This window comes from candidate division KSB1 bacterium, assembly GCA_034506255.1.
In the GTDB taxonomy this organism is placed as follows: Bacteria; Zhuqueibacterota; Zhuqueibacteria; order Zhuqueibacterales; family Zhuqueibacteraceae; genus Coneutiohabitans; species Coneutiohabitans thermophilus.
This window is the reverse complement of sequence record JAPDPX010000005.1, coordinates 1-14,510: the sequence shown is the minus strand read 5'-3', so window position 1 is coordinate 14,510 and position 14,510 is coordinate 1. Positions and strand designations below refer to the sequence as shown.

The window sequence follows — 14,510 nt, the reverse complement described above, 5'->3', positions numbered from 1 at the left end:
GCCTAAAATTCCTTCAACACTTCCCGGGAGATGATCATGCGCTGCACTTCGCTGGTGCCCTCGCCGATTTCGGTGAGCTTGGCGTCGCGCCAGTAGCGCTCGACGGGATAATCCATCAGGTAGCCGTAGCCGCCGAAAATTTGGATGGCCCTGGTGCAGGCGCGCATCGCCATTTCGCTGGCGAAGAGCTTGGCCATGGCGGCTTCCTTCACAAACGGTCTGCCGGCATCGCGCAACTGCGCGGCGTGATGCACCATCAGGCGCGCGGCATGAATCTCGGTGGCCATGTCGGCGAGATACCAGCGAATGGCCTGGAACTCACTGATGGTTTTGCCGAAGGCGCGGCGTTCGCGCGAGTAGGCCGCGGCCTTGTCGAGCGCCGCCTGCGCCAGGCCGACGGCCATGGCACCGATGCCGATGCGGCCGGCATCGAGAATCTGCATGGCATATTTGAAGCCCTCGTTTTCGGCACCCAGGAGATTGGTGGCCGGCACCCGGCAATGGTCGAAGGAAATCTGCCGGGTGTCACTGGCGCGCACGCCGAGCTTGTTTTCCTTTTTGCCGATGAGCACGCCGGGGAATTCGCGCTCGACGATGAAGGCGCTGATGCCCTGGGTCTTGGGCAGGGCGGGGTTGCTGCGGGCAAAAACCACATAAACCCCGGCATGGCCGCCGTTGGTCACATACATTTTGCTGCCATTCAAAACATAATGCTCGCCCTCGCGCGTGGCGGTGGTGGTGAGCGCGGCGGCATCGGAGCCGCTGTGCGGCTCGGTCAGACAGAACGATCCCAGCTTTCTGCCACTCAGGAGATCGGGCAGGTATTTTTGCTTTTGCGTCTCGCTGCCGAACAAGTAGATGGGCGTTGCGCACAACGAGCAATGTGCCGCCACCGAGAGGGCGGTGGCCCCGCAGGCGCGCGCCAGCTCTTCGATCATCAGCACATAGGAAACCGTGTCCAAATCGCCGCCGCCGTAGGCTGACGAGAACGGGATGCCGAGAAAACCAAGTTCGCCCATCTGGCGCAGGGCAGCGGCGGGGAATTCCATGGTTTGATCGATTTCCGCTGCCTTCGGCTCCAGCTCCTTCCTGGCAAATTCGCGCACCGTGTCGCGAATCATGAGTTGTTCATCGGTGAAATTCAGCATAGCGTGGCTCACAGGTTGGGGGTTGAGGTGAAACCGGCTCCTGGTGAAATCCCTGTTGCAGTGGTGCGGCTGAAATTTACTCCGGGCATCATTCCAAACAAACCGGTGGTGCCGCGCAATGGCCATCTCGCTTGCGCCGGGCCGGGGTGGCAAGTCCTGCCCGCCGGCACAGGCCAGCCCGGACGTCCGACAGGGGGCAAAATTCCGTGCCGGGCTTTGGTGTGGGGGTTCAGCAACAACTGGTGACGCCACCGCCGTTATTCACCTTTGAAAACCGGCGGCCGTTTTTCGCTGAATGCCTGCAGCGCTTCCCGCCGGTCGCGCGTGGGGATGATGCGGCGATAGCATTCCATCTCATAGGCCAGCCCTTCGCGCAACGGCATGTCCCCGCCGCGCCGCATGGCTTCCTTGGCGGCCCGCACCGCGAGGGGACCGTTGGCCGCAATCATTCCGGCGAGCTGCATGGCAGTCGCGTGCAGCTCCGCTTCCGGGACGACACGATTTGCCAGGCCCTGAGCCAGGCATTCCGCTGCCGTGAAGGTTCTGGCAGTGGCAATCCACTCCATCGCAGCCGCGTAGCCGATGAGGCGCGGCAGCCGCTGCGTGCCGCCGGCACCGGGAATGATGGCGAGCGCCGTCTCACGCAAACCGAGAATGGCGGTGTCACTGAGTACGCGCATGTCCGCGGCCAGCGCGAGTTCCATGCCACCGCCCAGCGCCGAGCCGTGCACCGCGGCAATGCTCGGCACCTCCAGGTCGGCCACGGCCTGCACCGCGCCGCGCAATGCCTGCACCACGCCTTCCACTTCCTCTTCCGGCGTGGCGAGGCGTTCCTTGAGATCGGCACCGGCACAGAAATGCCGCCCGGCACTGCTGAGCACCACCACCCGAATGTCACGGCTGGTGAGGTCGCTATTGATCTGCCGGGCCGCGGCGGTCAATTCCGCCACGAGCTGCCGCCCCAGAGCGTTCACCGGCGGGCGATTGAGGCGCAGGGAGGCAATGCCGTTTTGTACTTCATACTCGAGGAATTGATAAGCCATCACGCGTCCGTGTTGGTGATTGGACCCGGCCCGGCGTGCGCCACTCCCGAGCCGGGCATGCGCTTTCCCTCAGCGGCCGGGGACGAAATCGTCGGGCACTTCGATTGCCATTTGCAACAGCCCCAGGCCGTGGGTCTTGCCCTGCGCGTCGCTCTTCAGGCTTTCCGAGCCGCCGCCGCCGAGTGAATCGTGCAGGATGAAATTCAACGCCATGATGCCGTCGACTTCATAGCGCTCGACCTCACCGCGGCAGATCGCGTGAAAATGCTGCTTCACGCGCGCCGGGGTGAGGGTTTGCTTGAGAAGCTCATAACCCGCACGGTCATAGGCGACGATGCCGACGTTGCTGGCGTCGCCCTTGTCGCCGCTGCGGGCATGGGCAATTTCTGAAAGCCGGATTCGTTTCATGGCAGCGCAGCCCTGCGGTTGCGAGTGTGTTCCGGTAAGTTGTCGGTCGTCCGCCGGCGGTTGTCCGGTGCCGGCCTGGTGCCTGCGGCGGAATACCGGCTTACTTTTTTTCCAGGGAGTGCAGCGAATCCAGCCCTTCGGGCAGCGGCAGCACCCAGCGCACCGGTTGCACGGAGCCGTCCTTGCGCACCCGGCGTTCGACATATTTGAACTTGAGCACGGAATGCTCGATCCAGACGTCATCTTCGATGATCGAGCCGAAGATGTAGCTGGTGCCCTTGATCAGCACGTTGTTGCCGATGCGGGTGGGATATTCATCCGAGCCGGTCATGTTCACGCCGGATTCGATCTGGCAGTTTTCGCCGATGGTCAGGTTGCCCTTGATGATGTCGCCCTGCAGAATCTGGGAGTTGTTGCCGATCACCAGCCGCTGATGCGGATAGGTGCTGAGATGCACGTTTTCATGAATGACGACGTTTTCGCCCAGCACGATGTTGCCTTCCAGGGTGGCGCGGCTCTTGATCACCACGCCCTTGTTGAGGCTGACCTGCGGCCCGAGATGCACGCCTTTGCCGATTTCGATATCGAGCGGCGCCCGCGCGATGTCCATCCCGATGATTTGCTCGATGACCTCATCGGCGATGAAGAAATCATCTTTGTCGTCGATGGAGATGATGTCCTTCAGCCGTTCATAGGCTTTTTCGCGGGCGATTTTTTCCATCTCCTTCAGCACGCTTTTGTTGTTGAAGCCCATGACGGTGGAGTAATCGTTGGCGCGGGAGGCGCGCACCGCCAAAAAGTTTTGGTTGAAGATCGCGATGAGATCGGTGATGTAGAGCTCGCCCTGGGCATTGTTGGTTTGCAACAGCTCGATGTAGCGCACCAGTGGCGCGAATTTGAAGGCATAGACGCCGGTATTGAACTCCTGGATATTGAGCAGTTGCTCACGGGTGAACTCGTAGACGCGATGGTTGTATTCGATGCGAAAGGGCGTGTCGGCGGGCAGCGCCAAAATGTCACGATGCTCCATGATCGCGATGACCTTGTCGTAGTCGCTGCCGGAGGGCTTGCCGGTGATGTCCCGGGCGGGCACGCGCAGGATGCGGCCGTAATAGTTTTCCTCGGGCTGGCCCTGATATTCGGCGGTGAGCACCATCATGTCGCAGACATTGCGTTCAAAATCCATGCGGAAATCCCGGATGGCGCGGCTGGTCAGCAGGCCCATGTCGCCGGGGAAGACGTAGACCGCGCCGTCGAACTGCTCGTTGATCAATCTGGTGAGGCCGACATGCACCGCGTCGCCGGTGCCGCGTTGATTCTGCTGAAAGACGAAGGCACGCGCCGGGGCCGGCCCCAGCGCCCGTGCCACGTCGAGCGCTTTGATGCCAACCACCAGAATCTGATTGCTGGTTTCCAGGCCGTCGCGCGCCGCATTTGCCACCCGTGTCACCGTCGGCACGCCCCAGATCAAATGCAGCATTTTGGATTTCTCGGATTTGATCCGCTTGCCGTGCCCGGCGGCCAGGATCATTGCCACGCGGCGGTCGTTGCGATCGATCGGGGAGGACAGCTCCCGCAGGGTGTTCATAATCTCCAAGTTCGGTTCCATGCTCACGGTTGCGGTTCCTTATGTTGGGTTTAACTTGGGGGATTGGCTGGCTGTCATCTCTGTTCGGCGTTGTTGCTCCCGGCCTCACGGCGAGGCCATGCCCCCGCGGCTGTCTGCCGCTGGAGTCACCCGCCAGGTCGCGGCCGGCCACGTTCAAAACGCCATCACTTCCACGCGTGGTTGAATTTTGCTTTTGCTCACCAGCGCCGGCCAATAGCTGATGATCTCCGTGGCCTTGGGCCGGCCGCCGGCAAATCCGGTGACGCCCGGCGGCCCGCTGGTGACCAGCGGCACAATCTCCATGCCGAAGCGGTCGACTTTGGCCCTGTCCTGACTTTTCACGCCCACGCGCAGCACCACCTCCGGCGGGTCAACGGGCGCAACAATGCCCGCATGACACACGCCACTGCCCAAATACTCCACCAGCCGCTCTTCCTCCGCGAACGTGCAGCCATCGAGTGCCAGGCGCTGCCAGATGATTTCGGCGCACAAGCGGGCTTTGGCCAGGGCTTCCGGGCCGGCGATGACGAGTTGCCCCACGGCTTTGTAGCCGTTGTGATAACTGAGGCTCACTTTCAAAGTTTCCGTGGGCGCGCTGCCGTGGATGCCATGCACGCGCACGCGATCCGCTCCGGCCGGTTCGAGCTGAATGGTGGTGAAATCCGCGATGACGTCGGGCGTGAGATAGCGCCGCGGATCGCCCATCTCATACACCAGTTGCGCGGCCACCGTGGCGGTGCTGACCTTGCCGCCGGTGCCGGCATGTTTGGTGATGAAAAATTCGCCGGAGGGATGGGCTTCGATAATGGGATAACCGATGCGGGCAAAGTCGACAATTTCGCGCCAGTTGGTGTAATTGGCGCCGGTGCATTGGGCGCCGCATTCCACGATGTGCCCGGCCACCGTGCCGGCGGCCAGCTTGTCGTAATCCTGCGGCTGCCAGCCAAACTCGTGAATCATCGGGCCGAGCACCAGCGAGGGATCGGTCACACGGCCGCAGATGACAATGTCCGCGCCGCGGGCAAGCGCCTCCGCGATGGGAAAGGCGCCGAGGTAGGCATTGGCCGAGGTGATCCGGCCGCGGATGGCAGCGAGCGGCCGGCCGTCATCGAGATTGGCGAAGGTTTCGCCGCCGGCCTGCAATTCCTCCAGGCGGTCGAGAATGTCGTCACCAGTCACCGTGGCGACTTTCATGCCGGTCAAGCCGAGCTTGTTGATGACCTGACCGGTGGCACGGGCACAGGCAGCCGCATTCACCCCGCCGGCGCTGGCGATGATCTTGATGCCGCGCTCCCGGCAGACTGGCAGAATGCGCTCAAGCATCGCAATGAAGTCCGTGGCATAGCCCGCCTCCGGATTGCGGCTCTTGAGCTTCTGCATGATGCTCATCGTGACCTCGGCGAGGTAGTCGAGCGTGAGGTAATGCAGCGGGCCTTCGCGCACCAGGCGCACCGGGCCGAGTATTGAATCCCCCCAGAAACCCTGGCCGTTGGCAATGAGCAGGGGCGTGCGTGTGTTCATGGCTTCTCTGGGCTTGCCTGGCATGCCAAGTACGATTGTGCCCTGTGCTCCCGCCCGGAAGCGGTGCATGCGGACCGCTTGCGATCGGGAGCGTTTCTGAAATGAGACAAAACTGACCGCCCCGCCAGCGTCTGGCGGATGGTACGTGTTCAAGTTGTAAAGTTCGCGCCGGCCGGTGATCTTGATGTCCGGCAACGCGGTGCAATAACTCTCTGCGACCTGCTGACAAAGCCGGCCACCCAAGTCCACCGGCAGGTCAAAAGTGCCTGGCACAGCGCGGCCGCAACATTTTGGAACGGCCGGGGCACCGGCAGACTGGCGTCCGGACCGCGCGCAGTTTGTGCCGGTTGGGTCGCATCCTTCCGGTTACTTGTTGAATTTTGCCCACGCGCTTTTGAATGCGCCCTTCAACTCGTTCCAGCTTTTTTCCGCGCCCGTTTTGATCTCCTCCCAGGCCTCGTCACTGGCCTGCTGCAGTTGATTGAATTTCAGCCTGGCGGCCTCTTTTTGCGCGCGCAGTTCGGCGATCTGCTCCTCAATTTCAGCCCGGGCATCGGCCGTGGCCTGGCCGGCTTTGCGCTTCAAATCTTCCAGCTCGGCATCCCATTCCTGCAGTTGTGCAGCCAGTTTCTGCAAATAGGAAGCTTTCGTTTCCATGACCCTGTTCCTTTCTCTTGGTGGTGATAATATGCCCCATTCTTCCGGGAAACCGCGTCATGTGTTTCTCATGCTGCAACCAAAATTTTTTGGACGCAGAGCCAATGTCCCGCCCTTTGAAGAAATCCACTCCCCGGACGGTTTTCGCATGACGAAATCCTGCGACGCCAATGACCGAAGTTTGACGCTGTTTTTCCGGGTCGCTCCGCATCAGTGGCGGCGCGTGATCTTGTCCGCGGCATGCTGTTGTCAGACGGCTTCCGTGTGTTTTGACGATATGCTGGCAGTGGCAGATGAGACCTCAGCCTGTGCGCGGCGCAGAATCTTCTCCATCTTGCGGCCCTTCGCCAGCTCATCCACCAGCTTGTCCAGGTATCGCACCTGTTGAGTCAAAGGATTCTCAATCTCTTCAACCCGATGGCCACAGATCATGCCGGTGATCAAACGGGCGTTGGGGTTCAACCTCGCCTGCGCGAAAAAAATCTCAAACGTGGAGTTCTCTTTGATGTGCCTGAGAATATCGTTGTCACTGTAACCCGTCAGCCAGGCAATCACTTGGTGCCACTCTTCCCTGGTTCGGCCCTTCTTTATGGTCGTGATGGTTTTTCGGGGTAACGGATGGCGCAACGGCCGGATGCCAGTTGGTAGTCTGCCACCACTTAAAAGTCATGTGGCAATCTTTTTCCGCGCGCCAGGCCCCAATCCTGTAACGTCCCCCGCCTCGAGCGGAATAACACCGGTTTTCATCGCTGATTCCGGCCGGCAAACCAGCCGGCTTGGCACGGCCATTTTCTGTTTCCCCTGTCCCCGGCCCGCGGGCAGTTGGTCTCACATCCGCATCACACCGGTGCGAAACTCTTCCAGCTCGCCGCGGTGTGCCGCCATTTCCAGTCCGGTGATCAGTACCCGTCGCATGTCGCGCGGGTCGATGATGCCGTCGACCATCATGCGGGCGGCGGTGAAGTAGGGCGAAGCCTCTTCATTGTATTTCGCAACCAGACGTTTGCGGAAAGCGATTTTCTGCTCGGGGGAAAGTTCTTTTTTGGTGAGCAGGACCGTGTCCGCGGCGATGCCGCCATCCATCACTGCCAATTTAGCCGTCGGCCAGGCGAAAATCAAGGCCGGGTCATACGCCTTGCCGCACATGGCATAATTGCCCGCACCAAAGCTGTTGCGCACGATCACAGTGAACTTGGGCACCACGGAATTGGCCTGGACGTTGACGAACTGGGCGCCGTCCTGGATGATGCCGCCGCTCTCCGCCTGCTTGCCGACCATGAAGCCGGTGACATCATGCAGAAAGACCAGCGGAATGCGGCGTTCATTGCACAGCATGATGAAGTGGGTCGCCTTGTTGGCCGAGTCGGAATAGATGACATTGCCCATTTGCACCTGGGGCGGCTGCGGCCGGCCGAGATGGTCCGGCGGCATTTGTCGTTTCACCGGCATGCCCTGGTTGGCGACAATGCCGGCGGCAAAACCACCCAGGCGGGCAAAAGCCGTCACGATGGTTTTGCCGTATTCCGGTTTGAACTCTTCGAAGCGGCTGCCATCGACGAAGCGCGCGAGGATTTCGCGCATGTCATACGTGCCGCTGGCGTTGTCCGGCAGAATGCCGAGCAGTTCTTCGGGGTCATACACCGGCTCTTCCGGCGCGGTGCGGGCAAAGGGCGAACGCGGCGCATAGTTCAACAGGGCCATTTGTTCACGGAGGAAGGCGAAGGCCTCGTCTTCGGTATCGAAACGATAATCGGCCACCCCGGAGACCGCGGTGTGCATGGTCGCGCCGCCGAGCGTTTCCGAATCGACCACCTGCCCGACCGCGGCTTTCACCAGGAATGGTCCGGCAAGATACATGCTGGAGTGTTCGGTGATCATCGCCAGTTCGCTGGACATGCCGGGCAGATAGGCGCCACCCGCCACGCAGAAGCCGAACACCACCGCAATCTGCGGAATGCCCATGGCCGCCATTTTGGCGTTGTTGCGGAAGATGCGGCCGAAGTGATCGCGATCGGGGAAGATCTCCGCCTGGCGCTCGAGGTTGACGCCGGCGGAATCGACCAGATAGATGATGGGCAGGCGGTTTTCCATGGCGATCTCCTGCGCGCGCAGATTCTTCTTGCAGGTGATCTCAACCCACGCCCCGCTTTTCACCAGCGGGTCGTTGGCGACGATCACTGCCAGCTTGCCGGAAACGCGGCCGATCTGCACGATGGTGCCCGCCGAGGGATAGCCGCCGGGAATGTCGTGGTACATGTTCCAGGCCGCGAACAGGCCGATCTCGAGCGGCTCGCAGCCGGGATCAAGAATGCGGCGGATTTTTTCACGTGCCGGATACTTGTGGCGGGCGGCCAGCTTGCGCACCGCTTCCGGGGAGGGCTCGCGAATCTCCCGGGCGCGCAGGTTCAGCTCACTGAGCAATTGCAGAAAATGGCGGTGGCGTTTTTTGTATTCGTCCGATTTGGTGTCGAGCTGGGAGGGGAAGACTTTCATGCAGGCTCCATCGCGGGGACTCCGGGTCCGTACCTTCCATTCCGGCGTGAGTGGTTTCGGCAAGAGCGGCCGTTGGCTGCTGCAACGCAGGCACGCGCCGTCCAACCACAGGGACAAACAACGCCGCCTGTCCCGCCCGGTATGCCCCACTCTTGATCGACGCGCAGGTATTTTTCTCTGAAAGTTCTCCAACAAAGCCATTTCCCGGCGCGGCGGAGGTGAAGCCCGCCGGTTCACGGCTTTCATCCGTTACAGCGGCCGCGCCATGAAGATCCGCCCGGGATTGTGTCAGGCCCCTTCGGCGACCACCAGCCGCCGGCAGTGCTCGCTAGCGAATGTCCTTCACACGCAATTGGATCGTCGTGCGGCCCTGCCAGGTGTTTTCTTCGACCAGATAGGCGAGATCGACGTCCCGGCGGCCGTCGGTGAGACGGTGGCGCAACTCGCCCAGGTTGAAACCGATGCAGTCCATGCGCTTGTTGCCCTGCATGACATTGAAGCGCAAATGATTGTTGCCGACGATCTGGGGGGTGCCGATGACCCGCAGCCCGCGCGAGACAAAGACCGGCCGCATGTTCTGCGGACCGTAGGGCGCCAGCGCCTTGAGAAACTTCATGAAACGCGCATTGATGTCGGCGAAGGTGATCTCGCCGTCGATCAACAGCCGCGGCGCGAGCATGTCGGCACTCAGGCTGTGCGCCGCGATTTCCCGCAGCCTGGCGCGCAAATTGGCGATTTGGTCGGTGCGGATGCTGAGGCCGGCGGCATACTTGTGGCCGCCGTAAGCGAGCATCAGCTCGTGGCACTGCGTCAGCGCATGGTGAATGTCGAAACCGGGAATGCTGCGCGCCGAGCCCTTGCCCATGCCGTTGTCGGTCGAGATCATGACGGTCGGGCGGTAAAATTTTTCGACGACGCGCGAGGCGACGATGCCGATCACCCCGGTGTGCCAGGCCTCGCGATCGAGCACGATGATGCGATCCCTGGCGAGATCACACTGCCGTTCCGCCAGCTCGAGCGCCTCCCGAAAGGTGCTGTCATCGATGCTGCGGCGTTCGCGGTTTTCGGCATCCAGCACGCAGGCAATGCTCTGCGCCTTCTCGGGATCATCGGCGGTCAGCAGGTCCACCGCGCGGTTGGCGTCGCCCATGCGGCCCACGGCGTTGATGCGCGGTGCCAGAATGAAAACGATGTGACCGGTGCCCAGCTCGCTGCCCTGCAGGCTGCAGACATTGATCAGCGCGCGCAGGCCGACATTCTCGGTGGCATTGAGTTTCTCGACCCCGGCCTTGACCAGAATGCGGTTCTCATCGGTAAGCGGGACAATGTCCGCCGCGCTGCCGATCGCCACCAATTCGACATGGCGCAGCAGTTTGGCGGGGTCCTGCCCGAGTTCGTGAAACAGGGCCTGCATCAACTTGAACGCGACGCCCACTCCCGCCAGCTCTTTGAAGGGATAGGGGCAGTCACTGCGCTTGGGGTCGAGCAGGGCAGTGGCGGGTGGCAGCAGCGCGCCGGGCTGGTGATGATCGCACACGATCACGTCCATGCCGAGGGCGCGCGCCCGGCGGATTTCCGCCACCGCCGAGACGCCGCAATCGACCGCAATGATGAGCTTGATGCCCCGGGCATGGGCCCTTTCAATGCCGGCGAGCGACAGGCCATAGCCTTCGCGCAGGCGCTCGGGGATGTAATGCGGCACCTCGAAGCCCAGACTGCGAAAAACCAGCTTGAGCAGCGCCGTGCTGGTGACGCCGTCAACGTCGTAGTCGCCATAGATCAGGATGCGTTCCCTCCGCGCCAACGCCGTGGCAAGGCGTTCCGCCGCGGTTTTCATATCCGCCATCAAAAAGGGATCATGCAGCCGCTTGAGGTCGGTGCGGAAAAAGCGGCGCGCGCTTTCGGCAGATTCGATGCCGCGATTGAGCAGGACGCGTGCAATGATGGGCGGCACACTCAATTCCTGCGCCAACCGCAAAACCGCTTCCTGAGGCGTGGCCTCGATAAACTGCCACTGTAACGTCATGATGATGCCCCTGGGGCTGGAGAGGAACGGACAAACGGGAATCACAGCCGGAATCCAACGCCCTGCCGGCAGCCGGCTCGCGCCGCGCCGCGGGAGTCGCTCGGTCGCAGCCTGCCGGGCCAGCACGGGGAAGGGACTGACGTGCTTCCGGGAATGGGCTGACATGCCGGCGCCATTGTAAAGATTTCAGCACCGAATTTCAAGCGAAAATCTCGCCTGCAGGCCGGCAGGGCAATTCTAACGATTGCAATTCTAAAACGAAATCTTATATTCCTGCTGCCGCAAAAATCCACAAGCTCGACTGACACGCAAGAAAAGCATCGGAAACTCCATGAAGAAGCTCCGCGTCGCTGTGCTCTTCGGCGGCCGCTCGGGCGAGCATGAAGTCTCGCTGGTTTCGGCCACCTCCATCATCGCTGCCCTCGATCGGCAAAAATACGACGTGGTGCCGGTGGGCATCACCAAGTCCGGCCGCTGGATCAACGGCAGCGAGGCCCTTTCCTTCCTGAAAAGCGGCCGGGATACCGGCCATTCACACGCCATCGTGGTGCCCGATCCCAATGAGCATCGCTTGTTTCCCCTCGCCCCGGTGGACCTGCACGAGCTCGCCAGTGAGGCCGGCATTGACGTTGTCTTCCCCGTGTTGCACGGCCCGCTCGGAGAAGACGGCACGGTGCAGGGCCTGCTCGAGCTCGCCAACCTGCCCTATGTCGGCAGTGGCGTGCTCGGCTCGGCGGTGTGCATGGACAAGGTGGTGCAGAAGGTGCTGTGCCGGCAGGCGGGCATCCCAGTGGTGGATTTTCTCTGGCTGCGCACGGAAGATTGGCACGGTGACAGGTTCGAGCATTTTCCCCTGTGGGGGCATCCCCAACGCTTGAGCGGAAAAAGCCGCGTGGAGATTTTGCAGACGGTGGAAGAGACGCTCGGCCTGCCGGCATTCATCAAGCCGGCGAACATGGGATCGAGCGTCGGCATCAGCCTGGCGCGCACGGCCGAACAGGTGGCCGCCGGCATCGAGGAGGCCGCGCGCTACGATCACAAGATCCTCATTGAAGCCGCCGTCATCAACCCGCGCGAAATCGAAGTGAGTGTGCTGGGCAATCTCCGTCCCCGCGCCTCAGTGTGCGGCGAGGTGGTGCCCTCCAACGAATTCTATGACTACGATGCGAAATATGTCGACGGCGCCTCCCAGCTTTACATTCCCGCCGATCTGCCACCGCTGCTGGCGCAAAAGATTCGCGAGTGCGCTCTCCAGGGCTTCCTCGCCTGTGAATGCCAGGGCATGGCGCGCGTCGATTTTCTGCTCGAACGCGACGCCGACACGTTTTATCTCAATGAGATCAACACCATCCCCGGTTTCACCCAGATCAGCATGTATCCCAAATTATGGGAGGCGAGCGGCCTGCCTTACCCCGCCTTGCTCGACGAGCTGATTCAACTCGCGCTGACCCGCCATCACGACAAAAACAAACTGCTCACCTCTTATCAGCCCAAGCAGGAATGGTTCAAATAGCGCGACCCCGCGGTCACAAGGGCGTCAGCATCGCAAACGCCGGCGACCTGCGCCCGCCCGGCCGGCGTTTTGCCTTGCCCGGCGTGTGCGCGGTATCGGCAACACGTTGCCGTTTGGTATCACCACATCAAGTTCCAAAATCCGCTCCCCAACTCAAAACTGTCATCCCGTAGGAATTTGCCAGGTGCATTTGCACATCCATCACGATGAAAATGCAGCATGGACATCTTGTCTGCCGGCAGCTGGAAACATGCGCTGCGGCATTTTTGTGGCAAATTCTCATGCTTTGGCGCAGTTGTTTGATGAGAACCAAACAGGGCACTTTTTTGGAGTTGACCGCACGTTGGCCTGCAAGATTTTTTCATGCCCCACCCACGGGTTGGTTGGACGTGGCGATCAAATCGGCGTTTCTCGCGGAGGGGATCAAGCTGGGTACGGAATTCAAGTGGCAGGAAAAGGCCTGCAGGCAGACAAGACGTGTGCGCGATGTTTTCCTCACGATGGGTATGCCATCGCACATGAAAATTAAAACGATTTTTGAAACACAGATTGGTGTGGACCACTGCAGATAAAGATCGGCGTGAATCCGGGTCGCGCCGCGTCCGGAGAATTCGGGGGTGGCCGCGTTACGAGTTGCCCTCACCGATGAGCAGAGAACCGATTTTTTCCCCTGATTGTTGCGTTTGTTCAGGCACGTGATGATGAGAGGCTCTTTCTGGATTCCCCCTCAAAAAATGAGGGCCCCTTCGCTTTTGACCGGGCTGGAGCAAAGGCGCATTGCGGCCTCGTAACAGCTCCAGGCTGCACTTCAGCGGGATGCAAAGTGAGCCGCCAAACGATGGTGAAACACAGGAGGGCGGGAATATGACGCCAGCGAGGCAGAGCAACAGTCTTTGGGAACACACGCTGTGCGCAAACGTCAAACGCGGCAACAGAGCGGCACGATACCTCGCGGGCTTGACCATGTGATGGGATTCTGCCCTGATAATTGGCAACGGCGTGCATGCTGCCTGCACATTCACGCCGGCGCAATCCCGTGGCGGTCAATAATAACCGTTTGCCGGCAGACAGGATGATTGACCGGGGTCAGGGAGGAGCAGAGCGGGAGTGCTTCGATCACACCTCAAAAATCCACCCCCTTTTGCGCCAGCTTGCCCTGCTGGAAGGGATGCTTGATCTCGCGCATCTCGGTGACGAGATCGGCGGCCGCAATCACCTCCGGCGGGGCACCGCGGCCGGTGAGAATGAGATGGCAGGTAGCGGGCTTGGCGGCAATGATCTCCATCACCCTCTCCACCGGCAGCAAGCCGGTCTGCACTGCGACGTTGATTTCATCGAGGATGACCATGTCGTACTCGCCCCTGCGGAGAATTTCAAGTGCGCGTGCCGCCGCCTCTTCCGCCGCCTGGCGATGCACCTCCTCCGGCAGTTTGTCATCGACAATCTTGTAGAAGCCCCTGCCCATGCGCTCGATCGTGAAGTAGGGTGCGAGCAGCCGGGCGCCCTCCAGCTCGCCGTAATGCCACGAGCCCTTGATGAACTGCAGCATGAACACCCGCAAACCATAACCCACGGCACGCAACACCGTGCCCAGCGCCGCGGTGGTCTTGCCCTTGCCGTCACCGGTGAAAACCAGCGTCAGCCCGTGGCGCACCGTGATGGTCTTTTTGATTTCGATCATGGCCCAACATAATTTTGCACGGACTGAGAAACAAGCAAAAACTCCGGCAGCAACAGCAAAGCCCCGGCATTTTGCCGGGGCTTTGTGTTGGGCCCGAGTTTCTTCCCACATCAGCGGCAAAAACTTTTGCTGCTCACGGTCTCCGTGTCGAGAGGCTTGCCCGGCCCGTGCTCCCAACACCAGTGTGCGGGCTTCTGCCGTGCTGTCCCGGACTGCAAGGCGGCCGCCGCGCAACCCGCGAAAAGGCATTGCCGGTCTGTTTGCGTGTTTGACGCGCAAGCATTGTATCCCCTCGGTGAACCACATCTTTCCTCTGGGTGAATCGCTGCGTATCTTTGCGCAAAATTCACCAGGAGGAGTCCCATGTGGTCTCGCAGACGGCGGGTGTGTCCCGCGGCGCGTCTTGCCCTC

Annotated in this window: 12 protein-coding genes; 2 read left to right on the top strand and 10 right to left on the bottom strand. The window is 61.1% G+C overall.

Annotation, left to right across the window (positions count from 1 at the left end; genetic code table 11):
• Positions 1 to 2: 2 nt before the first annotated feature.
• The 9 genes from ONB52_10930 to recJ form a co-directional block, all read right to left on the bottom strand.
• Complete coding sequence (locus ONB52_10930) at positions 3 to 1,148, bottom strand: acyl-CoA dehydrogenase family protein (GenBank protein MDZ7416651.1); 1,146 nt, start codon at positions 1,146 to 1,148, stop codon at positions 3 to 5.
• A 257-nt stretch (positions 1,149 to 1,405) separates the two neighbouring features.
• Complete coding sequence (locus ONB52_10925) at positions 1,406 to 2,191, bottom strand: enoyl-CoA hydratase-related protein (GenBank protein MDZ7416650.1); 786 nt, start codon at positions 2,189 to 2,191, stop codon at positions 1,406 to 1,408.
• Between the two features lie 69 nt (positions 2,192 to 2,260).
• Positions 2,261 to 2,599, bottom strand: a complete 339-nt coding sequence (locus ONB52_10920) for a hypothetical protein (GenBank protein ID MDZ7416649.1) — start codon at positions 2,597 to 2,599, stop codon at positions 2,261 to 2,263.
• 100 nt (positions 2,600 to 2,699) lie between these two features.
• On the bottom strand, positions 2,700 to 4,208 hold the full coding sequence (locus ONB52_10915; GenBank protein MDZ7416648.1) for an NTP transferase domain-containing protein: 1,509 nt from the start codon (positions 4,206 to 4,208) through the stop codon (positions 2,700 to 2,702).
• Between the two features lie 153 nt (positions 4,209 to 4,361).
• Positions 4,362 to 5,729: a DUF1446 domain-containing protein gene (locus ONB52_10910; GenBank protein ID MDZ7416647.1), complete on the bottom strand. Its 1,368-nt coding sequence runs from the start codon at positions 5,727 to 5,729 to the stop codon at positions 4,362 to 4,364.
• A 366-nt stretch (positions 5,730 to 6,095) separates the two neighbouring features.
• Entirely contained in the window at positions 6,096 to 6,386 is a 291-nt protein-coding gene (locus ONB52_10905; protein ID MDZ7416646.1) for a coiled coil domain-containing protein, read from the bottom strand.
• 249 nt (positions 6,387 to 6,635) lie between these two features.
• Positions 6,636 to 7,022, bottom strand: a complete 387-nt coding sequence (locus ONB52_10900) for a DUF2200 domain-containing protein (protein MDZ7416645.1) — start codon at positions 7,020 to 7,022, stop codon at positions 6,636 to 6,638.
• Positions 7,023 to 7,214: 192 nt separating this feature from the next.
• Positions 7,215 to 8,879 (bottom strand): acyl-CoA carboxylase subunit beta, encoded by a 1,665-nt coding sequence (locus ONB52_10895; protein ID MDZ7416644.1) that lies wholly within the window; start codon positions 8,877 to 8,879, stop codon positions 7,215 to 7,217.
• Positions 8,880 to 9,207: 328 nt separating this feature from the next.
• Positions 9,208 to 11,070, bottom strand: a complete 1,863-nt coding sequence (recJ, locus tag ONB52_10890; GenBank protein ID MDZ7416643.1) for a single-stranded-DNA-specific exonuclease RecJ — start codon at positions 11,068 to 11,070, stop codon at positions 9,208 to 9,210.
• A 166-nt stretch (positions 11,071 to 11,236) separates the two neighbouring features.
• Between recJ and ONB52_10885 the strand changes: the two genes are divergently transcribed.
• Entirely contained in the window at positions 11,237 to 12,418 is a 1,182-nt protein-coding gene (locus tag ONB52_10885) for a D-alanine--D-alanine ligase (GenBank protein ID MDZ7416642.1), read from the top strand.
• A 184-nt stretch (positions 12,419 to 12,602) separates the two neighbouring features.
• Positions 12,603 to 12,947: a hypothetical protein gene (locus ONB52_10880; protein MDZ7416641.1), complete on the top strand. Its 345-nt coding sequence runs from the start codon at positions 12,603 to 12,605 to the stop codon at positions 12,945 to 12,947.
• A 594-nt stretch (positions 12,948 to 13,541) separates the two neighbouring features.
• Here the strand turns inward: ONB52_10880 and cobO are convergent.
• Entirely contained in the window at positions 13,542 to 14,099 is a 558-nt protein-coding gene (gene cobO, locus ONB52_10875) for a cob(I)yrinic acid a,c-diamide adenosyltransferase (GenBank protein MDZ7416640.1), read from the bottom strand.
• Between the last annotated feature and the right edge of the window lie 411 nt (positions 14,100 to 14,510).

Bases quoted from the DNA above. Each gene is read 5' to 3' on its own strand.
- ONB52_10930 (MDZ7416651.1), bottom strand. From the start codon at position 1,148: ATGCTGAATTTCACCGATGAACAACTCATGATTCGCGACACGGTGCGC.
- ONB52_10925 (MDZ7416650.1), bottom strand. From the start codon at position 2,191: ATGGCTTATCAATTCCTCGAGTATGAAGTACAAAACGGCATTGCCTCC.
- ONB52_10920 (MDZ7416649.1), bottom strand. From the start codon at position 2,599: ATGAAACGAATCCGGCTTTCAGAAATTGCCCATGCCCGCAGCGGCGAC.
- ONB52_10915 (MDZ7416648.1), bottom strand. From the start codon at position 4,208: ATGGAACCGAACTTGGAGATTATGAACACCCTGCGGGAGCTGTCCTCC.
- ONB52_10910 (MDZ7416647.1), bottom strand. From the start codon at position 5,729: ATGAACACACGCACGCCCCTGCTCATTGCCAACGGCCAGGGTTTCTGG.
- ONB52_10905 (MDZ7416646.1), bottom strand. From the start codon at position 6,386: ATGGAAACGAAAGCTTCCTATTTGCAGAAACTGGCTGCACAACTGCAG.
- ONB52_10895 (MDZ7416644.1), bottom strand. From the start codon at position 8,879: ATGAAAGTCTTCCCCTCCCAGCTCGACACCAAATCGGACGAATACAAA.
- recJ (MDZ7416643.1), bottom strand. From the start codon at position 11,070: ATGTCAGCCCATTCCCGGAAGCACGTCAGTCCCTTCCCCGTGCTGGCC.
- ONB52_10885 (MDZ7416642.1), top strand. From the start codon at position 11,237: ATGAAGAAGCTCCGCGTCGCTGTGCTCTTCGGCGGCCGCTCGGGCGAG.
- cobO (MDZ7416640.1), bottom strand. From the start codon at position 14,099: ATGATCGAAATCAAAAAGACCATCACGGTGCGCCACGGGCTGACGCTG.